Consider the following 19816-nt stretch of genomic DNA (forward strand, 5'->3'; position numbering starts at 1 on the left):
GGAGAGGATGGAAAGCATGAAACAGCGCACGCTCGGGGCCACCGGCCCCGTCAGCTCGGCCATCGGTCTCGGCTGCATGGGCATGTCGGACTTCTACGGCCCCGCCGACCGGGAGGAGAGCATCGCCACGATCCACGCAGCGCTCGACGCCGGAATCACGCTGCTCGACACGGGCGACTTCTACGGCATGGGACACAACGAGTTGCTGATCCGCGACGCCCTGCGCGGGCGCGACCGGGACAATCTGCTGATCAGCGTGAAGTTCGGCGCCCTGCGCGACCCCGAAATGGGCTGGAACGGCTACGACTCCCGCCCGGCGGCGGTGAAGAACTTCCTGACCTACTCGCTGCGCCGGCTGGGGGTGGACCACATCGACATCTACCGCCCGGCGCGGCTCGACCCGAGCGTTCCCATCGAGGACACGGTCGGGGCCATGGCCGACATGGTGAAGGCCGGCCACATCCGCCACATCGGCCTGTCGGAGGTCGGCCCCGAGACGATCCGCCGCGCCGCCGCGGTGCATCCGGTCAGCGACCTTCAAATCGAGTACTCGCTGATCTCCCGCGGGATAGAAGACGCCATCCTTCCCACCTGCCGGGAGCTTGGCATCGGAGTCACAGCCTATGGCGTGCTGTCGCGCGGCCTGATCAGCGGCCATTGGAGCAAGGACCGGACGGGGCAGGATTTCCGCAGCCACAGCCCGCGCTTCCAGGGAGCCAATCTGGACGCGAATCTGGCGCTGGTGGAGCGTCTGCGGGAGATCGCCGGGCGCATCGGCGGTTCGGTCGCTCAGGTCGCCATCGCCTGGGTGGCGGCGCAGGGCCGGGACATCGTCCCGCTGGTCGGCGCCCGCCGTCGTGACCGCCTTGCCGAGGCGCTGGGTGCGCTGGACCTCGCCCTGTCGGCGGAGGATCTGGCGCAGTTGGCCGAAGCCCTGCCGCCGGGCGCCGCGGCGGGCGAGCGCTACCCGGCGGCCCAGCTCGCCCATATGGACAGCGAAAACCACAGGAAGTGATCCCGCCCGCGGGAGAATGACGCGGACTTGCGTTTGCTCCCATAGCCTCCGGGGCGAGGGCTATGGGAGAAAACACAATGCACAACACGAGACACTCCACACCAGCGCGCGCCATTCCGACTTCAAAACGACACAACAGATTTAAGCGTTGAAAATAGAAATAAAATCACAATCCAGTACATCTGGAATTATTTGACTTTCCAGAGAGAGATTTGACGCAGAATTGTCATTCCATAGCTTTCAATCTTCAGGTCAATGCTTCATCCGATTGGAGGGGGCATGGCACAGACGAAGATCGCAGTTTTCACAGCCACGATGCAGGGCACGGGTACGGAACCCTGGATCACCGACGGCACCGCATCGGGGACGCACCTCCTCGCCGACATCCGGCCGGGCGAGCAGGGAAGCGCTCCCCAGGACGCGGTCGTCGCGGGCGGCAAAATCTTCTTCACCGCGGACGACGGCCTGCACGGCCGCGAACTCTGGGTCACGGACGGCACCAGTGGCGGAACCCGGCTGTTCGACGTCGCGGTCGGCGCCGTATCCGGCGCTCCGGACGATCTGACCGTGGTCGGCGACCGCTTGTTCTTCACCGCGGAGGACGGCGTTCATGGCCGTGAATTGTGGGTGAGCGACGGGACCGCGGCGGGCACCCGGATGGTCGCCGATCTGATGCCGGGAAGCCAGGGCTCCTCCCCCTCGGCGCTGACCGCCGCCCATGGCCGGATTTACCTGCACGCGGACGGCGCCGCCCAGGACGGGATTTGGAGTTCCGACGGCACCGCCGCAGGAACCCGCCTCTTCCATGAGATGGAACCGCTTCCCCCTTGGTCCTACGGCATCACGCTGGTCGGCATGAGTGACGGAAGGCTGGCTTTCCACGAGGGTTCGGCGTCATGGCCCTCCAAACTCACGGTCGCCAACCCCGACGGCACCGCGACGGCCTTCACGGACCTCGTCCCCGGCGGCGGGGCTGTCCGCTATGCCGCCACGCCCGAGGGGATCGTGGCGTCGGTCACCAATGTGATCGACTGGACCGGAAGCATGGAGTGGCCGACCGCCGTCCGGCATTCGACCTTCTGGGTCACCGACGGCACGCCCGATGGCACGCGGTATCTTGGCGACCTGACGACCCAGGGATGGGACCTCGTGCGGATCGTCGGCGTGCGCGACGGCCAGGTGGTGTTCTCAAGCGATATGGACACCTATCGGGTCGAACAAGGTTCCGCCTCGCGGATCGGCGTTCTGGACGAGGCCACCGGCACGGTAAGCTTTCTCCCCGGCCAGGAACTCGCCAACCCGCTCGGATGGCTCGATCAGGGGGCGTCCGATGAAGGAAGCCGCCTGCTTTTCCTGGACGAGAACCACTGGTCGGGCTCCCAGCGCCTCATGGCGACCGACGGCACACCGGAGGGAACCGCCGAACTCCACCGAAACGATTGGATGTACCAGGACATCGAGATCGCCGGTGACCGGGCCTTCTTTCTGACGGACGGAAACGGAACCGATCCCGGCGGGCTGTGGGTGACCGACGGCACGCCGGAAGGCACCCGGCAGGTGCGGGATACAGCGGGGGGAGCGTTCGGCGACAAACTGCTTGGGGACCTCGATGGCCGCATGCTGGGATTCGATCGCGACCACTTCGCCAACACCGATCGGTTCTTCCTGTCCGACGGCACCGCGGACGGCACCGTCGTGCTCGCCGAGCTACCCCCTGGAATGGGGAACGATTACTGGGACCATACGGCCAAGCTGCTCGGCGTCATCGCAGCGCCGGACGGCATCCACCGGGGGTCTGAAGGCGACGACACGCTGTTGGGCGGGGATGGCGCGGACCGGATTCACGGCTTGGCCGGCGACGACCGCATCCTGGCCGGAGCCGGGGACGATCGGTTGAATGGCGGTGCCGGCGCGGACGTCATCGATGGGGCGGACGGCGACGATCGTCTCTACGGCATGTCCGGGCGTGACATCCTTATCCCGGGAAAGGGGCGCGACATCGTCGATGGCGGCGCCGGCGATGACGTGCTGATTGCCGAGCGGGACGGCGAGAGCGACCAGTTCTTCTTTGCCCCCGGCAGCGGAGCCGACGTGCTGACGGCCTTCGACCCGCTGCTGGACGTCATCATCCTGAAGGGGTTCGAGCGGGACATCGGCACCGCGGCATGGCGGACGGAACACGTCAGCGAACGGGGGAGCAGCGTGCACATCGACCTTGGAAGCGGAGACAGCATCCTCGTCCTTGACGCGATGGCGCAGGACCTCCGCTTTACGGTCATCGACCCGATGCCATGAGGGGCGGCCTTCAAGACTGACCATGGCGACCGGCGACGGCGACCATCACCGCTGCGGGGTGGCGTCCAGGACCACCCCGAGGAGGATGGCTCCCGCCGGGCTCCGCGCCACCCCTCCATCGATCTGGTGCGGCCCCTTACCCTTCCACCTGCACCACGCGCAGGTTGTTGGTGGTTCCCGCCTGGGCGAACGGAATGCCGGCCACCACGACCATCTGATCGTTCGGCTTCGCGAAACCTTCTTCCCGGGCGAAGCCCAGCGCCCGCTCCACCATCTCCTCATAGGTGTGGACGTCGGCGGACAGGACGCTGTGGGCGCCCCACAGAAGCGACAGGCGGCGCGACACCGCGGGGTGCGGGGTGATCGCCAGGATCGGCACCGCCGGGCGCCGCCGGGCGATGCGCGCCGCCGTCGTGCCGCTGGAGGTGTAGGCGACGATGGCGGAAGCGTGGATCACCTCCGCCAGATCGGCGGCGGCGGCGGCGACCGCGTGCGGGGCGGTCTGCTCCTCGCCGGGGTCGGAGGCGTCGATGATGGAGCGGTAGAGCTTGTGCTGCTCCGTGCTGCGGATGATGCGGTCCATCATCTCCACCGCTTCCACCGGGAAGGCGCCGCTGGCCGATTCCGCCGACAGCATCACGGCGTCTGCGCCGTCGTAGATGGCGGTCGCCACGTCCGACGCCTCGGCCCGCGTCGGGGTCGGGGCGTTGACCATGGAATCCAGCATCTGCGTCGCCACGATCACCGGCTTCACGGCCAGACGGCAAGCCCGGACCAGCTCCTTCTGGCGGCCCGGAACCTCCTCATGCGGAATTTCCACGCCCAGATCGCCGCGGGCGACCATGATGGAATCCGACAGGCGGATGATGTCGTCGATCCGCTCCAGCGCCGCCGGCTTCTCGATCTTCGCCATCAGCCCGGCCCGGTCGCCGATCAGCCCGCGGGCTTCCAGCAGGTCCGCCGGCTTCTGCACGAAGGACATGGCCACCCAATCGACGCCCAGTTCCAGACCGAAGGCGAGGTCGATGCGGTCCTTCGCGGTCAGCGGCGACAGTTCCAACACCGTTTCGGGCAGGTTGACGCCCTTGCGGTTGGAGATGGTTCCTCCGATCACCACCTTGGCGTCGATGAAGTCGTCGCCCATCCCGGTGACGGTGACGCGCACGCGCCCGTCGTCGATCAGCAGATTGTGGCCCGGCAACACCGCGGCGAAGATTTCCGGATGAGGCAGCGGGATCGCGTTCCGGTCGCCATCGGCGCCGGACAGGACGAACCGGATCGTCTCGCCGGAGGCGACGGTGAGTTTGCCGTCACGGATGGTGCCGACGCGGATCTTCGGTCCCTGAAGGTCCTGAAGAATGCCGATGGGACGGCCCATCTCGGCCTCCAGGGCGCGGATGGCGGCATGGACCTTGGCATGGTCCTCGTGCGTTCCATGGCTGAAATTCAGGCGGAAGGTATCGACGCCGGCCAGGAACAGCCGCTTCAGCATCTCGGGCGTGTTGCTGGCGGGGCCGACCGTGGCAACGATCTTCGCGCGGCGGTGACGACGCATATAATTTCGGCCTCTCGGGCCGCCTCCTTTGTGGAGTGTCGGACGGCAGGCATGCCGGTTGGGAACCGGGCGGCCGTGAAACCGCCAGGATGCCGAACACATTGGTGAGCACCGGCCCGCTGACAACCGCGGCGGATACATTATTGAAGAGACTGTGGCTTTACCGACCCTACCGGTCCGAAGCCCCCGGCGCGCCCGCCCAATCACTCATCATCGAATCGTCATCGAACGGTCATGCAAGGCGGCTATCATGTGCACCGGGCGACTGGCCGCGGCGGATTCGGCCTCCGGACGCGGACTTGGGCCGTGTCTCACCATAAAATCCGACATCGCAGGGCGCATGACCATGCCGACCCGCCAAGGGCTCTTGGCGACCACGCGCTGCACTCGCGTGTGATGCCATGTATCACCAACGTGCACGACCGAGGCCGTTGGGTGCGGTCATAAAATGAGGAAAGTCAACGCTTTGGGAGCTGCGAGGGGAAGTGGCGGAGGGGATGGGATTCGAACCCACGATAGGGGTTTGAGCCCCTATAACGGTTTAGCAAACCGCCGCCTTCAGCCTCTCGGCCACCCCTCCTGCCGGGTCGGCGCTCTGTGGCGCCGCTGGCGTGGGTGCGTTCTAACGGTCCGGATGGGGCCTGTCAACGCTTACTCATCAAAAATGTGAGGGAACTCGAAAACAATGAAATCTATATAAAATTTTAGGTATTTTTTAGAGAATTGGGGTTAGCTTGTCAACGGAACGCGATAGCAATCTTTGGTCGGGGGGACGCCATGAGCCTGTCACGTCGCTGCGCCGAAACGCTGATCGATCTGGTCGAGATCAAGCTGAGCTGCCTGGAGGTCACCGACCGCGAAGACATGCGGGAGAAGGAACTGCTGCTGCGCTGCGTTCAGGAACTGAACGCCGAACTTCGTGGCGAGAACGGGGCGATGGCCGCCTTCGCGGCGCCCAAGCGCCGTGGGCGCCGGCCCAAGCATTTGCAGTTCCAGGACCTGCACGCCTGACGCCGGGCTCCGCCGCCCGTCAGACCGCCGCCACCGGACTCGGCTGCGGCGGCAACGCCGCCGGCTGAGCCGCCTCCCGCGCGATGCGACGCGGAAGGCGCAGCGTGAAAACGGTGCCCTGCCCGGTCACCGACCGCACCGCCACCGTACCGCCCAGCACGCCCGTCACCGTGCTGTGCACGATGTGCAGGCCAAGGCCCGAGCCGCCCTCCCCACGCTTGGTCGTGAAAAAGGGCTCGAACACCTTCGGCAGATGGTCCTCGGGAATGCCGGACCCGTCGTCGGAAAAGTCGATGACCACATGGTCCCCGCCGTCCGGGCGCGCCGCGATCCGGATGGTTCCCCGCTGGTCGTCGCCATAGGCGTGAATCAGCGCGTTGATGACGAGATTGGTCAGCACCTGACTCAGCGCGCCGGGGAAGCTGTCCATTTCCAACCTATCCGGACAGTCCACCTCGACCGAGACCAGAGTGCGCTTCAGCCGCGGCCGGAGCGAGAACAGCACCTCGTCGATGTAAGTCCGCAGGTCGAAGGAACGCCGCTCGCCGGAGGTCTGGTCCACCGCCACCTGCTTGAAGCTCTGCACCAGCGCCGCCGCCCGGTTCATGTTGGACACCAGCAGGCGCGCGGCCTCCGTCACCGTCTCCAGATACTCGGCCAGGACGGTCTTCTTCAGCGTGCCGGAATCGAAACGGGCGCGCAGATCGCGGGCCTGCTCGGCGATGTGGCTGGCGGCGGTCAGGCCGATGCCGATGGGGGTGTTGATCTCGTGCGCCACCCCGGCGACCAGTTGGCCCAGCGAGGCCATGGCCTCCGCCTGGATCAGGCTTTCCTGCGCGGCGCGCAGTTCGGCCAGCGCCCGCTCCGCTTCGTCGCGGGCGGCGGCCATGGCGGCTTCCGCAGCCTTGCGGTCGTTGATGTCGTAGAGCCACGTCAACAGCGCGGGCTCGCCGTCCATCTCGATCTCGCCCCAACTGGAGAGCACCCAGATCACCGTTCCGTCTGGCTTGCGGAACCGCACCTCCGCGTCGCGAAAGGGTCCCTCCCTCTCGAACCGTTCGATCAGGGCGAGACGGTCCGCCGGATCGGCGTACAACACCTCGGCGGGCATCGGCAGCAGGTCGTCGCGCGACCGGCCGAGGATGATCTCCGACTGCGTGTTGCAGAACACCAGAAGGCCGTCGCGGCGTGTGATGTTCACGGCGATGGGGCTGGCCTCCAGGATTCGCAGAAGCCGCTCCTTGCCGGCACGGACCTCCTCCTCCTGTCGGCGGCGTTCGGTGATGTCGGTCATGATGCCGACGTAGCGGACGGCCTGGCCGGCGGCGTCGCGGATCGCCCGCCCCTGGGCGGCGATCCACATCCAGCCGCCATCCGCCCGGCGCAGCCGGTAATCGTACGCGTAGGCGTCCGTCTCGCCACGCAGATGGGCGTCGATGGTGGTCAGCACGCGCTCGCGGTCGTCGGGATGCAGGCGCCGTTCCCAGAAATCGGCGAGCATGTCCGGCGGCTCCGCATAGCCCAGCATCCGCGGAAAGCTGTCCGACCACCAGCAGGTTCCCCGCAGGATGTCGGAGTCCCAGACCGCGGCCCCGGTGGCGTCCAGAGCCATTTCCAGCCGGTCGGCCAGATCGCGGCGGACGGCGTCGGCCTTCTTCTGCTCCGTCAGATCATAAAACCAACTGATGTGGCAGCGGCGCCCTTCGAAGTCGATGACCGTCGAACTCAGCGAGCCCATGCAGTTCTCGCCGTCGCCGCGGCGCAGCAGCACCTCCTGCCCGGCGAAGACACCATCGGCATAAAGGCGGTCGATGGCCGCTCGGCGCTCCTGCGGGTCACGATAGAGCGGCCACATGCCGTCGCGCTGAAGCTGTTCCCCGCTGACCTTGAAACAGGTGGCGGCGCTGGGGCTGTGGTAGAGGTTGTCCCCTTCGCGCGTGTTGATGAGCACGCCGATGGGGGCGGTGTCCAGAATGGATCGCAGCCGCTCTTCGGTCGCACCGGGAGAAGGGGTGCCGAAACCGGTGGCGGGCGAAGCAGCGTCCGCAGGACGCCGCCGCCCCATGCGCCGCGCCGCCAGCAGGCCGGCGAGAAATCCGGCCAGAAGACCGGCGAACAGCGCAAGCAGCGCCACCGTCAGCGAATCTGCAATCATAGGGCCTCCCGCCGACCCCACTTGAAACCGGCGGGAGAACAAAATCAACGGTTATGTCGCCGCACCGCCGCAGGGTGCGGCGGCATGACCGGTTCGCCTCACACCGTGGCGGATGATGACTTTCATCATCCGCCACGGTCAGACCCGACGGATCAACGCGACAGCATTGATTGACAGGGTGATGCGGGCGAAGCCTTCAGGCGCCGCCCGTATCAGCCCTTCAGCTTCTTGGTCAGGATGTCGTTGACCAGGGCCGGGTTGGCCTTGCCCTGGGTCGCCTTCATGACCTGACCCACGAAGAAGCCGAACAGCTTGTCCTTGCCCGACCGGAACTCCGCCACCTTGTCGGCGTTGGCGGCCAGCACCGAATCGATGGAGGACTCGATGGCACCGGTGTCGGTGACCTGACGCAGGCCCTTCTTCTCGACGATGTCCGCGGCTTTCTCGCCGGTTTCGAACATCGCCTCGAACACCTCCTTGGCGATTCGGCCGGAGATGGTGTTGTCGGCGATCAGGTCGATGAGTCCACCGAGATTCTCGGCGGACACCGGGCTCTCCTCGATCTCCTTGCCGGCCTTGTTCAGATAGCCGAACAGCTCGCCGGTGACCCAGTTGGCGGCCAGCTTCGGATCGCGGCCCTTGGCGACCGCCTCGAAGAAGTCCGCGCGGGCCTTTTCGGAGACGAGCACGTTGGCGTCGTAGGGCGACAGCTTGTACTCGCCGATGAAGCGGGCCTTCTTGTCGTCCGGAAGCTCCGGCAGGGTGCGCTTGATGTCCTCGACCCACTCCGGGTCCAACTCCAGCGGGAGCAGGTCCGGATCGGGGAAGTAGCGGTAGTCGTGCGCCTCCTCCTTGGAGCGCATGGAGCGGGTCACGAACTTGGTCGTGTCCCACAGACGCGTCTCCTGGTCGATCTTGCCGCCGTCCTCCAGGATTTCGATCTGGCGGCGCGCCTCATACTCGATCGCCTGCATGACGAAGCGGATCGAGTTGACGTTCTTGATCTCGCAGCGCGTGCCGAAGGGCGCGCCCGGCTTGCGCACCGACACGTTCACGTCGCAGCGCATGGAGCCTTCCTCCATGTTGCCGTCGCAGGTGCCCAGGTAGCGCAGGATGGAGCGCAGCTTGCGCACATAGGCGCCGGCCTCCTCCGCGGTCCGCATGTCCGGCTCCGACACGATCTCCATCAACGCCACGCCGGAGCGGTTCAGGTCGATATAGGTCTTGGCGGGATGCTGGTCGTGCAGCGACTTGCCGGCGTCCTGCTCCAGATGCAGGCGCGTGACGCCGACCGTGCGGGAGGAGCCGTCCGGCAGGTCCAGAACGATCTCGCCCTTGCCGACGATGGGCTGCAGATACTGGCTGATCTGATAGCCCTGCGGCAGGTCGGCGTAGAAGTAGTTCTTGCGGTCGAACACCGAGTGCAGGTTGATCTGCGCCTTCAGGCCCAGGCCGGTGCGCACCGCCTGCTCGATGCAATGCTCGTTGATGACGGGCAGCATGCCGGGAAAGGCGGCGTCGACGAAGCTGACCTGGCTGTTCGGCTCCGCGCCGAAGGCGGTGGCGGCGCCGGAGAACAGCTTGGCGTTCGAGATGACCTGGGCGTGGACCTCCAGCCCGATCACGATTTCCCAATCGCCCGTTTCGCCCTGAATGTACGACATCGGTCTCTTCTCTCGTCCGGCTCAGGCCATGAACGGCGGGGTGGCGGTGACGGCGGCGGCTTTCTCGATGACCTGACCGACGCGCAGCACGGTCTCCTCATCGAAGGGCCGGCCCAGAAGCTGGAGCCCCAGCGGCAGCCCGTCCGACCCGACGCCCGCCGGAACCGACATGCCCGGCAGGCCGGCCAGCGAGGCCGGGACCGTGAACACGTCGTTCAGGTACATCTGGATCGGGTCGTCCATCTTCTCGCCGATGGCGAAGGCGGTGCTCGGCGCGGTCGGCGTCAGGATGACGTCGCACTGCTTGAACGCCTCGTCGAAGTCCCACTTGATGCGCGTGCGCACCTGACGGGCCTTGTTGTAGTAGGCGTCGTAGTAGCCCGCCGACAGCACGTAGGTGCCGATCAGGATGCGGCGGCGGACCTCCTTGCCGAAGCCGGCGCCGCGGGTGTTCTCGTACATGTCCTTCAGGCTCGCGCCCTCGACCCGCAGGCCGTAGCGCAGGCCGTCGTAGCGCGCGAGGTTGGACGACGCCTCGGCCGGCGCGACAATGTAATAGGTGGCCAGCGCGTATTTGGTGTGCGGCAGGCTGATCTCCACCGGCTCGGCGCCGGCCGCCTTCAGCCATTCGATGCCCTGGTCCCAGATCGCGGCGATCTCGGCGGGCATGCCCTCCACCCGGTATTCCTTCGGAATGCCGACCTTCAGGCCGCGGATGTCGCCGGTCAGGGCGGCGCGGAAGTCCGGCACCGCCATGTCGACCGAGGTCGAGTCCTTCGGGTCGAAGCCGCACATCGAGCGCAGCATGATCGCCGCGTCCTCGACCGTGCGGGTCATCGGCCCAGCCTGATCCAGCGAGGAGGCGAAGGCGACCACGCCCCAGCGTGAGCAGCGCCCGTAGGTCGGCTTGATCCCGACGATGCCGGTGAAGGCGGCGGGCTGGCGGATGGAGCCGCCGGTGTCCGTGCCGGTGGCGCCCAGCGCGGCGCGAGCGGCCACCGCCGCGGCGGAACCGCCCGACGAGCCGCCGGGGACGAGCTGGCGCGACCAGTTGCCGACCTCGCCCGGGCTCCACGGGCTGACCACGTTGCCGTGGTGGGAGGTGATGTTGGCCGAGCCCATGGCGAACTCGTCCAGGTTCACCTTGCCCAGCATGACGGCGCCGTCGCGCCACAGGTTGGACGTGACGGTGGACTCATACTCCGGCTTGAAGCCGTCCAGGATGTGGCTGGCCGCGGTGGTCGGCACGCCCTTGGTGCAGAACAGGTCCTTCACCGCGATGGGCAGGCCCTCCATCGGTCCGGCCTCGCCCTTCGCGCGGCGGGCGTCCGACGCCTTGGCCATCGCCAGCGCCTGTTCCGGCGTCTCGGTGATGAAGGCGTTCAGGGGGCGGATCGTCTCCACCGCCTTGACGTGGGCCTCGGTCAGTTCGACCGCGGTGAATTCCTTCTTGGCAAGGCCGTCGAGGGCCGCCGCCATGGTCAGATGCGTAAGACCGCTCATCACTCGACCACCTTCGGAACGACGTAGAAGCCTTCGGCCGTCTCCGGGCCGTTGGAGAGGACGGCCTCGCGGTAACCGCCGTCGGTCACCTCGTCCTTGCGGCGGCGCAGCGTCTGCGCGGCCACGCTGGTCATCGGCGGCACGTCCTTCGTGTCCACCTCGCCCAACTGTTCGACGAAGGTCAGGATTTGGCTCAGCTCACCCGCCAGGTGATCCAGTTCATCGTCCGGCACCTTGATGCGGGCCAGATGCGCGATCTTGGCCACGGTGGCCTTGTCGAGCGACATGCCTTCCACTCTCTTCCGAAACGTCTGGAAAAACGGCTTGGAAGCTATCACCCGAATTCCGTCACCGCAATGATTCCGGGTTCTGCACCTTTCCACCGCCGGATGTGGGCCGCCGGATGTCGGGCTCCAGGCGCGCCGTCACCCCTCGGCGTGGCCCTCCGCCTCCCAGCGCGCGCGGTCGATGCGCAGGGTGAACAGGGCGATCCGATCGCCCCAGGGAGTCGTCCGCTCCTCGATGGCGACCGGGGTGAAGCCCAGCGAGGCATAAAGAAGAAGCGCCGGCGTGTTGGTGTTGAAGCAGCGCAGCAGCAATTCCGGCAGGCCGTGATGGGCGAAGGCACGGTTCATCATCACGCGCATCAGATGCTTCGCCACGCCCGTGCGGCGCGCCCAGGGCGCCACGCTGACGTTGCCGAGGCTGGCGCTGCGCCCTTCCTCGAAGGTCGCGAAGGTCGCGAAGCCGACCACCTCCCCATCGCTCAGCACCACCGTGGGATCGCGGCGGATGGCCACGACATCCCGCACCTGTTCCGCCGTCAGCGGCCAGACCGCGCGCGGGAACTGGAAGTACAACTCATCCCGGTCGCGGGGAAAACGGCAGATCAGCGGGATATCCGCATCAACCAGGAGACGGTGGCTGAGGGAGGCGGGAGACGGGCAGGTCATCGCGGGAGGCTCCAAAAACATTCGCGCTAGAATAAATATCCCGGTAAACAACTCAAGCGACATCGCGCCGATCGCCGCCGCCCGGCGGGCTTGCCGTCCGGTCTCGCGGCTTCTATGGTTCGCGGCATGATCCATACGCTTCCCGAACTGGCCGCCCGTCTGGGCCGGGGCCAGCGCCTGCTGGGCCTCGACGTCGGCACCAAGACCGTCGGCATGGCCGTGTCCGACCCGAACCTCGTCGTCGCCTCGCCCATCGGCACGCTGAAACGCACGAAGTTCACCCAGGACGCGCGCGAGCTGTCGCGGACGCTGCGCGATTACGGCATCGGCGGGCTGGTGATCGGGCTGCCGCTGAACATGGACGGGTCGGAGGGGCCGCGCGCCGATTCCACCCGCGCCTTCGCCAAGAATCTGATGGAGCGGCCCGACCTGCTGGGCTGGGACGCCGAGATCGCCTTCTGGGACGAGCGGCTGTCCACCTCCGCCGTGGAGCGTTTCATGATCGGCGAGGCCGACATGACCCGCAAACGCCGCGATGAGGTCGTGGACAAGATGGCCGCCGCCTACATCCTGCAGGGCGCGCTGGACGCTCTGGCCCACATCCGGCGGATGGAGCGGGAGCGGGCGGAGCGGGACGAACGCGACGCGGACGAGGATTGACCGTCCCGCCATGGCGGCCTTCGCCGGCGCGTTGGCGCCGATCTTCCTGCTGATCCTGTTCGGACAGGGTCTGCGGCGCGGCGGTCTGGTCGCCGATCCGCTCTGGGCGGGCATCGACCGGATGACCTATTTCCTGTTCTTTCCCTGCCTGATCGTGAACGAACTGGCCCGCGCCGATCTGGGACGCATCGCCGCTCTGCCGATGGGCGCGGCGATGGCCGCCGGGGTCCTCGCCGCGGCGGTCCTGATCCTGGGCCTGCGCCGCCCCATCGGGCTGGATGGACCGGCCTTCAGTTCCGTCTTCCAGGGGGTGATGCGCCCCAACACCTATGTCGGCCTGGCAGCCGCCAGCGCCCTCTACGGCGCGGAGGGGCTGACCATGACCGCCGTGGGGATCGCCGTGGTGGTGCCGCTGGTCAACCTGCTCTGCGTCCCGGCCATGGTGCGCTACGGACGCGGCGCCGGAAGCACCGGTGCCGGTGCCGGCGCGATGGTTGGCGGGATCGTCCGCAACCCGATCATCGTCGCCGTCGCCCTGGGAGCGGCGATGAACGCGGGTGGGCTGGGGCAGGTTCCCGTGCTGGGCGACATCGTCGCCATCCTGGCGCGGGCCGCCCTGCCGATGGGTCTGCTGTCGGTGGGCGCCGGGCTCGACATCGGGGCGGCGCGCGGGGCCGGGTTGGGGGTGGCCCTGTCCGCCGCCTTCAAGCTGCTGCTGGTCCCCGGCCTGACCGCCGCGGCGGGGCTGGCTCTGGGGCTCGGCGGGCCGATGCTGACCGTGGCGGTCCTGTTCAACGCCCTGCCCTGCTCCGCCAGTTCCTACGCGCTGGCCCGCCAGATGGGGGGCGACCACGGGCTGATGGCCGGGATCATCACGGTGCAGACCCTGCTGTCCGCGCTGACGCTTCCCCTCGTCCTGGCGCTGGCGGGATAGGCGTGGTCAGGGCGGTTCCGGAGCGCCCTGGGGGAACGCCTCCAACCCGTCATCGATGACGTAATAGTCCGCCTTGTCCGCCACATGAATGTGCCGCAGCGTGGCGAGGCCGGTCGGCTGGTCGAGACTGCCGGCGGCGATGTCCAGCGCGTCGGCCTCGTCACCCTTCCAGAACAGCGACGAGCCGCAGCGCGAACAGAACCCCCGCCGGGCCTTGGCCGAGGAGCGGTACCAGGACAGCGCTCCCTCCGGATCGGACACCGCCGCCGTGCCGTCGGGCACGGTGATGTAGGCGCCGAAATGGCCGTGGAAGCGGCGGCATTGGCCGCAGTGGCAATTCACCACCCCCATGGGCCGCTCGGCCGCCTCGTACCGCACGGCGCCGCACAGGCAACCGCCCTTCAGAATTCCGCCGTCGCTCATTGGTCCGCTCCCGTCCGTTTCGCCGCCAGGGTTCGGTCAGCCCCTCCAGAAGGGCTTGTCGGCCTCGTTCACCGCGTCGGCGCGGGACAGGCCGATATCCTGCAACAGATGATCGGGCAAAGCCTCCAACGCGCGCCGCTGGCGCCGCCGCTCGTTCCAGGTCGCCACCATATCGAACAGGGCGACCAGCGCGCCACCCATCCCATGACTGGCGATCCCTTGGCCGGACCGCGCGTGCAGGTCCGTACCGGTGTTCATGCTGCCGTTCATGCCGCTATTCATGCTCCGGGCCATGACTGCGTCTCCTCTTGTTTCCGGTTGCCGCCGGGGCCTGTCGCCCGACGTTCCGAACTGTGTTCCGTGGCTGGAGGATGGGCCACCCGGTCCTTGCGCACAAACGACGCTTTCTCATAGTTTGGATTAGGAAAACTAATCCGAAGACCGTTTCCCGGAGGCTTCGCTTGTCCCGCCGCCTGCCGCCGCTGAACGCCCTGCGCGCCTTCGAATCCGCCGCCCGCCACCTGTCCTTCACCAGGGCGGCGGAGGAGCTTCACGTCACCCAGGCCGCCGTCAGCCACCAGATCAAGGGGTTGGAGGAATGGCTGGGCATGCCGCTGTTCCGCCGGATGAACCGCGCGCTGATCCTGACCGAGACCGGGCAAGCCTATCTGCCGCCGGTGCGCGACGCCCTCGACACGCTGTCACACGCGACGGAGCGTCTGTTCCGCATGGACGGGTCCGGCACGCTGACCATCTCCACCATGCCCAGCTTCGCCGCGAAGTGGCTGGTCATGCGGCTGGGCCGCTTCCAATCCCGCCATCCGGAGTTGGAGGTGCGTCTGCACACCACCCCGCAGCTCGTGGATTTCACGCAGCAGGACGTGGACATCGGCATCCGCTTCGGCGCCGGCAACTGGCCCGGCCTGCGCTGCGAGCGGCTGATGACCGAAGACATCTACCCGGTGTGCAGCCCCTCCCTCCTGAACGGTCCCCGCCCCTTGCTCCGCCCGGAGGATCTGCGCCACCACACGCTGCTCCACGACGACTATTTCATCACCTGGGGCACCTGGGGCGAGGCCGCGGGCGTCGAGGGGCTGGACCATGCCCGCGGCCCGCGCTTCGACGATTCGGCGCTGCTGCTCCAGGTCGCGGCGGAGGGCGGCGGCGTGGCTCTGGCGCGCGGCGTGCTGGTGGCGGACGACGTCGCCTCCGGGCGGCTGGTGCGGCTGTTCGACGTCCATCTGCCCGGCAACTACGCCTATTACGTCGCCGCCCCGCCCCATTACTTCTCGCGCCCGAAGGTGAAGGCGTTCCGCGACTGGCTGTTCGAGGAGGCCGCCGCCGATCCGGCAGCCGGCCACAGCCGGGCCTTGTCCGTGGCCGAGTCCGTCACAACCTCTTCCCCAGACGCCCGCCCAGACACATGAACGGGGAAAGGTTGCGCCATGATCACCGCACGCCCATTCGCCCTCGCCGCCCTTTTCTCCGCGACCTTCGCCCTGCCCGCCGCCGCTCACCACGGTTGGGGCGGCTATGACTCCGGGCAGGTGCTGACTCTGACCGGGACCGTGCAGCAGATCGCCTCAGACAACCCGCACGCCATGCTGAACCTTCAGGCCGACGGCAAGGTCTGGCACGTCGTGCTCGCCCCGCCCAGCCGCATGAACGCGCGCGGCCTGCCCGCCGACACGATCAAGGCCGGCCAGACGGTGACGGTGGTCGGCTATCCTGCCAAGGCGGACCCGACGGAGATGCGGGCGGAGCGGATCACCGCCGCTGACAAGACCATCGAGCTGCGCTGACGGCCCCCGTTTCATGGACCACGATCTCGGCCCAACCGGCCCCGGCTGGCTCGTCGCGCTGGAAACGTCCGGGCTCGGCGAGTCGCTGCGCCAGTCGCTGTGGCTCTACCCGCTGGTCGAGATCGCGCACATCCTCGGATTCGCGCTTCTGGTCGGGTCGATCCTGGCCTTCGACCTGCGGCTGATGGGGGTGCGGGCGCCGCTGCTGCCGGCGGACGCGCTGTCGCGGCTGCTCCTGCCGGTCGCGGTCGCCGGATTCGCGCTGGCGATCCCCACCGGAGTCCTCCTCTTCATCACGGAAGCGACGGCGCTGGCCCGCAACCCGGCCTTCCTGGCGAAGCTGGGCCTGATCGGGCTGGCCTTGCTGAACATCCTGGCCTTCCACGGCCTCGCCGGACGGCGGATGGCGGACTGGAGCCTGTCGGACCGGCCACCGGCGGGCGCCCGTTTCGCGGGCGCGGCCTCGCTCGCGCTGTGGGTCGCGGTTCTGGCCTGCGGGCGGCTCATCGCCTACGTGTGATGAAAGCCATAGGGCGCGCTTGCGGGCGTTTCGCGCCGCTCCTATAGTCCCGGCCCATGACCGGATCGCCCCATTCCACGACGGTTTTCCCGCACCGCCACCTCCTTGGCATCGAGGGGCTGACGGCTGGCGAGATCACCACCATCCTCGACCTCGCCGACGGCTATGTCGAGCAGAACCGCCAGCCTTCGAAGAAGTCGTCGCTCCTCGACGGGCGGACGCTCGTCAACCTCTTCTTCGAGAACTCGACCCGCACCCGCACCAGCTTCGAGCTGGCCGGCAAGCGGCTCGGCGCCGACGTCATCAACATGTCGTCGGACGGCAGCTCGGTGAAGAAGGGCGAGACGCTGATCGACACGGCGATGACGCTGAACGCCATGCACCTCGACGCGCTGGTCGTCCGCCACGCCGATTCGGGGGCGGTGAAGCTGCTGGCCGACAAGGTCAACTGCTCGGTCATCAACGCGGGCGACGGCCACCACGAGCACCCGACGCAGGGTCTTCTTGACGCGCTGGCCATCCGCCGCCGGCTGGGAAGCCTGGACGGGCTGATCGTCGCGATCTGCGGCGACATCCTGCACAGCCGCGTCGCGCGCTCCAACATCCATCTGCTGAACGCCATGGGCGCCCGCGTCCGCGTCGTCGCGCCGCCGACCCTGATCCCGTCGCAGATCGACCGTCTGGGGGTGGAGATCCACCACTCCATGGCGACCGGCCTGAAGGACGCCGACGTGGTGATGATGCTGCGCCTCCAGACGGAGCGGATGAGCGGCCAGTACATCCCCTCGACCCGCGAATACTTCTACTTCTACGGCCTCGACTACGAGAAGCTGTCGGTGGCGAAGCCGCACGCGGTGGTGATGCACCCCGGCCCGATGAACCGCGGCGTCGAGATCGATTCGGAGGTCGCCGACGACCTCAAGCGCTCCATGATCCTCGATCAGGTGGAACTGGGCGTGGCCGTCCGCATGGCCGTTCTTGATCTTCTCACCCGCGAACGCCGGGGTTCCAATGTCTAATCGCGTCGCCTACCGCAACGCCCGCCTGCTCGACCCCGCCAGCGGCCTGGACCAGCGGGGCGACCTGCTGACCGAAGGCGCGAAGATCGCCGATTTCGGCCCCTCCCTATTCAGCGACGGCGTGCCGGAAGGGATCGAGGTGGTGGACCTCCAGGGCCAATGCCTCGCCCCCGGCCTCGTCGACATGCGCGTCCTGATCGGCGAGCCGGGCGAGGAGGAAAAGGACACCATAAAGAGCGCGTCCCGCGCCGCGGTGGCCGGCGGCATCACCGCCGTGGTCCTTCTGCCCAACACCGACCCGGTGACGGACGAGGTGGCGAGTCTGGAGTTCATCGCCCGCCGTGCGCGCGAGGTGCGTCTGGTCAAGGTCTTCGCCTACGCCGCCGCCACCCGCGGGACGGACGGCAACGAGATCACCGAGATGGGCCTGCTGTCCCGCGCCGGTGCCGTGGCCTTCACCGACGGCACCAAGGCCATCGCCAGCGCCAAGGCGATGCGCCGCGCGCTCAGCTACGCCCGCACCTTCGACAAGCTGATCGTGCAGCATCCGGAGGAGCCGAGCCTCGCCAGCGGCGGCATGATGAATTCGGGCGAGCGGGCCACCCGCCTCGGCCTCGTCGGCATCCCGCGGGAGGCCGAGATCATCATGATCGAACGCGACCTGCGCCTGCTGGAACTGTCCGGCGGTCGCCTGCACTTCGCCCACATCTCCACGGGCGAGTCGGTGGACCTGATCCGCCGCGCCAAGGCGCGCGGGCTGAAGGTCACCTGCGACACCGCCCCGCACTACTTCGCCCTGACCGAGACGGACGTCGGCGACTACCGCACCTTCGCCAAGGTCTCCCCGCCGCTGCGCGGCGAGATGGACCGGCGCGCCATCGTGGAAGGTCTGGCCGACGGCACCATCGACGCCATCGCCTCCGACCACACGCCGCAGGACCAGGACCAGAAGCGCCTGCCCTTCGCCCAGGCCGCCTGCGGCGTGATCGGGCTGGAGACGCTGTTCCCCCTGACGCTGGAGCTGGTGCACAAGGGCGCCATGCCGCTGCTGAAGGCGCTGGCCTGCGTGACCGTGAAGCCGGCGGAGATCCTGGGCTTGCCGCTGGGCCGCATCGCCAAGGGGGCGCCCGCCGACCTCATCGCCTTCGATCTGGAGGTGCCGTGGAAGGTGGATGTCGCGGCCTTCAAGTCGAAGTCGAAGAACAGCCCCTTCGAGGACCGCCCCGTCCAGGGCCGCCCGCTGCGCACCGTGGTGGACGGGCGCACCGTCTGGCAGTTCGAGGGCTGACGCGGTGACTCTTCTCGTCTCGGCGCTGCTCGGCTATCTGCTGGGCTCGATCCCCTTCGGGCTGGTGCTGACCCGGCTGGCCGGTCTGGGCGACATCCGCCAGATCGGGTCCGGCAACATCGGCGCCACCAACGTGCTGCGCACCGGCAACAAGCCGCTGGCCGCCGCCACCCTGATCCTGGACAGCGGCAAGGGCGCCATCGCCGCCCTGTTGGCCCAGGCCTGGGCGGGGCCGGAAGCGGCGGTCCTCGCCGCGGGCGGCGCCATGCTGGGCCACAGCTTCCCGGTCTGGCTGGGCTTCAAGGGCGGCAAGGGCGTCGCGACCGCGCTCGGCGTCCTGCTTGCCGTGTCCTGGCCGGTCGGCGTGATCGCCTGCGCGACGTGGCTGGCGACGGCCTTCCTGTTCAAGATTTCGTCGTTGTCCGCCCTGACCGCCCTGGGCCTCAGCCCGGTCTTCGGCTGGTTCTTCGGCGGGCCGCTGGTGGCGGGGCTCTGCCTGTTCATCGCCGGGCTGGTCTACATCCGCCACGCCGCGAACATCAGACGCCTGCTGAAGGGCGAGGAGCCAAAGATCGGCGCCGGCAAGAAGAAGGCCTGAAGAACCGGCGCTTTTCCCCCTCCCCTCAAGCCTGCGGAAACACCTCTTCCATCGCCGTCAGCAACTCCCCGGCCAGGACGGGTTTCTTCAGGATCACCAGCGGTCCACGGCCCCCATCCTGCAACCCGAACCGTCCCTCCGCGGGCGGGGAGGCGGACAGCACGACGATGGGCAGATCGGGCCAGTCGAGGCGCAGGCGACGGATCATCTGCTCGCCGCCCAGCCGGGGCATCACCAGATCGGTGACGACGGCGTCGAAGGAACCTTCGGCCAGGGCGCTCAGCCCGGCCTCCCCGTCCGTCACGGTGGTGACCGTGCAGCGGGCCATTTCCAGCATGCGGGCCATCGCCATCGCGGTCAGCGAATCATCCTCCACGAGAAGGATCTTGAGCGGCCTCGCGAAACGCACCGGGAACCTCCA

At 67.8% G+C, this 19816-nt stretch carries 20 protein-coding genes and 1 tRNA gene; 11 read left to right on the plus strand and 10 right to left on the minus strand.

Going from position 1 to position 19816, the window contains the following annotated elements; genetic code table 11:
• Positions 1 to 16: 16 nt before the first annotated feature.
• Positions 17 to 1015 carry an aldo/keto reductase gene (locus DS843_RS01420; protein ID WP_149467107.1) on the plus strand — a complete coding sequence of 333 codons (999 nt, stop codon included), beginning with the start codon at positions 17 to 19 and terminating at the stop codon, positions 1013 to 1015.
• 279 nt (positions 1016 to 1294) lie between these two features.
• Positions 1295 to 3310 (plus strand): ELWxxDGT repeat protein, encoded by a 2016-nt coding sequence (locus tag DS843_RS01425; RefSeq protein WP_149467108.1) that lies wholly within the window; start codon positions 1295 to 1297, stop codon positions 3308 to 3310.
• 136 nt (positions 3311 to 3446) lie between these two features.
• Here the strand turns inward: DS843_RS01425 and pyk are convergent, their stop codons facing one another.
• Positions 3447 to 4865 (minus strand): pyruvate kinase, encoded by a 1419-nt coding sequence (gene pyk, locus DS843_RS01430; protein ID WP_149467109.1) that lies wholly within the window; start codon positions 4863 to 4865, stop codon positions 3447 to 3449.
• 486 nt (positions 4866 to 5351) lie between these two features.
• Positions 5352 to 5445, minus strand: a tRNA-Ser gene (locus DS843_RS01440).
• 197 nt (positions 5446 to 5642) lie between these two features.
• Here DS843_RS01440 and DS843_RS01445 point away from each other — a divergent pair.
• Positions 5643 to 5876 carry a hypothetical protein gene (locus DS843_RS01445; RefSeq protein ID WP_149467111.1) on the plus strand — a complete coding sequence of 78 codons (234 nt, stop codon included), beginning with the start codon at positions 5643 to 5645 and terminating at the stop codon, positions 5874 to 5876.
• 19 nt (positions 5877 to 5895) lie between these two features.
• Here DS843_RS01445 and DS843_RS01450 read toward each other — a convergent pair whose 3' ends face one another.
• The 5 genes from DS843_RS01450 to DS843_RS01470 all read right to left on the minus strand — a co-directional run bounded on the left by DS843_RS01450 (position 5896) and on the right by DS843_RS01470 (position 12151).
• Positions 5896 to 8031, minus strand: coding sequence for a PAS domain S-box protein (locus DS843_RS01450; RefSeq protein WP_149467112.1), 2136 nt, complete (start codon positions 8029 to 8031; stop codon positions 5896 to 5898).
• 212 nt (positions 8032 to 8243) lie between these two features.
• On the minus strand, positions 8244 to 9695 hold the full coding sequence (gene gatB / locus DS843_RS01455; RefSeq protein WP_149467113.1) for an Asp-tRNA(Asn)/Glu-tRNA(Gln) amidotransferase subunit GatB: 1452 nt from the start codon (positions 9693 to 9695) through the stop codon (positions 8244 to 8246).
• Between the two features lie 21 nt (positions 9696 to 9716).
• Complete coding sequence (gene gatA, locus DS843_RS01460; RefSeq protein WP_149467114.1) at positions 9717 to 11198, minus strand: Asp-tRNA(Asn)/Glu-tRNA(Gln) amidotransferase subunit GatA; 1482 nt, start codon at positions 11196 to 11198, stop codon at positions 9717 to 9719.
• Complete coding sequence (gene gatC, locus DS843_RS01465) at positions 11198 to 11485, minus strand: Asp-tRNA(Asn)/Glu-tRNA(Gln) amidotransferase subunit GatC (protein ID WP_149467115.1); 288 nt, start codon at positions 11483 to 11485, stop codon at positions 11198 to 11200. Before gatC ends, gatA begins: the two co-directional genes overlap by 1 nt.
• 138 nt (positions 11486 to 11623) lie before the next feature.
• A complete protein-coding gene (locus DS843_RS01470) occupies positions 11624 to 12151 on the minus strand; it encodes a GNAT family N-acetyltransferase (protein WP_149467116.1) in 528 nt (175 codons plus the stop codon).
• Positions 12152 to 12277: 126 nt separating this feature from the next.
• Here DS843_RS01470 and ruvX point away from each other — a divergent pair, with 126 nt between their 5' ends.
• Together ruvX and DS843_RS01480 are read left to right on the plus strand one after the other, a co-directional pair.
• Positions 12278 to 12811 carry a Holliday junction resolvase RuvX gene (gene ruvX, locus DS843_RS01475; RefSeq protein WP_149467117.1) on the plus strand — a complete coding sequence of 178 codons (534 nt, stop codon included), beginning with the start codon at positions 12278 to 12280 and terminating at the stop codon, positions 12809 to 12811.
• A gap of 10 nt (positions 12812 to 12821) precedes the next feature.
• Positions 12822 to 13745, plus strand: a complete 924-nt coding sequence (locus tag DS843_RS01480; protein WP_149467118.1) for an AEC family transporter — start codon at positions 12822 to 12824, stop codon at positions 13743 to 13745.
• A gap of 6 nt (positions 13746 to 13751) precedes the next feature.
• Here DS843_RS01480 and DS843_RS01485 read toward each other — a convergent pair whose 3' ends face one another.
• Together DS843_RS01485 and DS843_RS01490 are read right to left on the minus strand one after the other, a co-directional pair.
• Positions 13752 to 14168 carry a GFA family protein gene (locus tag DS843_RS01485; protein ID WP_149467119.1) on the minus strand — a complete coding sequence of 139 codons (417 nt, stop codon included), beginning with the start codon at positions 14166 to 14168 and terminating at the stop codon, positions 13752 to 13754.
• 36 nt (positions 14169 to 14204) lie between these two features.
• Positions 14205 to 14462, minus strand: coding sequence for a DUF1127 domain-containing protein (locus DS843_RS01490; RefSeq protein ID WP_149467120.1), 258 nt, complete (start codon positions 14460 to 14462; stop codon positions 14205 to 14207).
• A 167-nt stretch (positions 14463 to 14629) separates the two neighbouring features.
• Between DS843_RS01490 and DS843_RS01495 the strand changes: the two genes are divergently transcribed.
• From DS843_RS01495 to plsY, 6 genes are read left to right on the plus strand one after another with little or no spacing between them, the layout of a single operon-like run.
• Positions 14630 to 15595: a transcriptional regulator GcvA gene (locus DS843_RS01495; RefSeq protein WP_149467121.1), complete on the plus strand. Its 966-nt coding sequence runs from the start codon at positions 14630 to 14632 to the stop codon at positions 15593 to 15595.
• An 18-nt stretch (positions 15596 to 15613) separates the two neighbouring features.
• Positions 15614 to 15970 carry a DUF6152 family protein gene (locus DS843_RS01500; RefSeq protein WP_149467122.1) on the plus strand — a complete coding sequence of 119 codons (357 nt, stop codon included), beginning with the start codon at positions 15614 to 15616 and terminating at the stop codon, positions 15968 to 15970.
• A gap of 13 nt (positions 15971 to 15983) precedes the next feature.
• Positions 15984 to 16490, plus strand: coding sequence for a DUF6644 family protein (locus DS843_RS01505; RefSeq protein ID WP_149467123.1), 507 nt, complete (start codon positions 15984 to 15986; stop codon positions 16488 to 16490).
• A 56-nt stretch (positions 16491 to 16546) separates the two neighbouring features.
• Positions 16547 to 17509, plus strand: coding sequence for an aspartate carbamoyltransferase catalytic subunit (locus tag DS843_RS01510; protein ID WP_149467124.1), 963 nt, complete (start codon positions 16547 to 16549; stop codon positions 17507 to 17509).
• The gene (locus DS843_RS01515) at positions 17502 to 18797 is read left to right on the plus strand and encodes a dihydroorotase (RefSeq protein ID WP_149467125.1); all 1296 of its coding nucleotides are present in this window, start codon (positions 17502 to 17504) and stop codon (positions 18795 to 18797) included. Before DS843_RS01510 ends, DS843_RS01515 begins: the two co-directional genes overlap by 8 nt.
• A 4-nt stretch (positions 18798 to 18801) precedes the next feature.
• Entirely contained in the window at positions 18802 to 19395 is a 594-nt protein-coding gene (gene plsY, locus DS843_RS01520; RefSeq protein WP_286191877.1) for a glycerol-3-phosphate 1-O-acyltransferase PlsY, read from the plus strand.
• Between the two features lie 25 nt (positions 19396 to 19420).
• On the opposite strand, the gene DS843_RS01525 is transcribed toward plsY, so the two are convergent.
• Positions 19421 to 19804, minus strand: coding sequence for a response regulator (locus DS843_RS01525; RefSeq protein WP_149467127.1), 384 nt, complete (start codon positions 19802 to 19804; stop codon positions 19421 to 19423).
• Between the last annotated feature and the right edge of the window lie 12 nt (positions 19805 to 19816).

The sequence above is a fragment of the Roseomonas genomospecies 6 genome, from assembly GCF_008365375.1.
Lineage (GTDB): Bacteria > Pseudomonadota > Alphaproteobacteria > Azospirillales > Azospirillaceae > Azospirillum.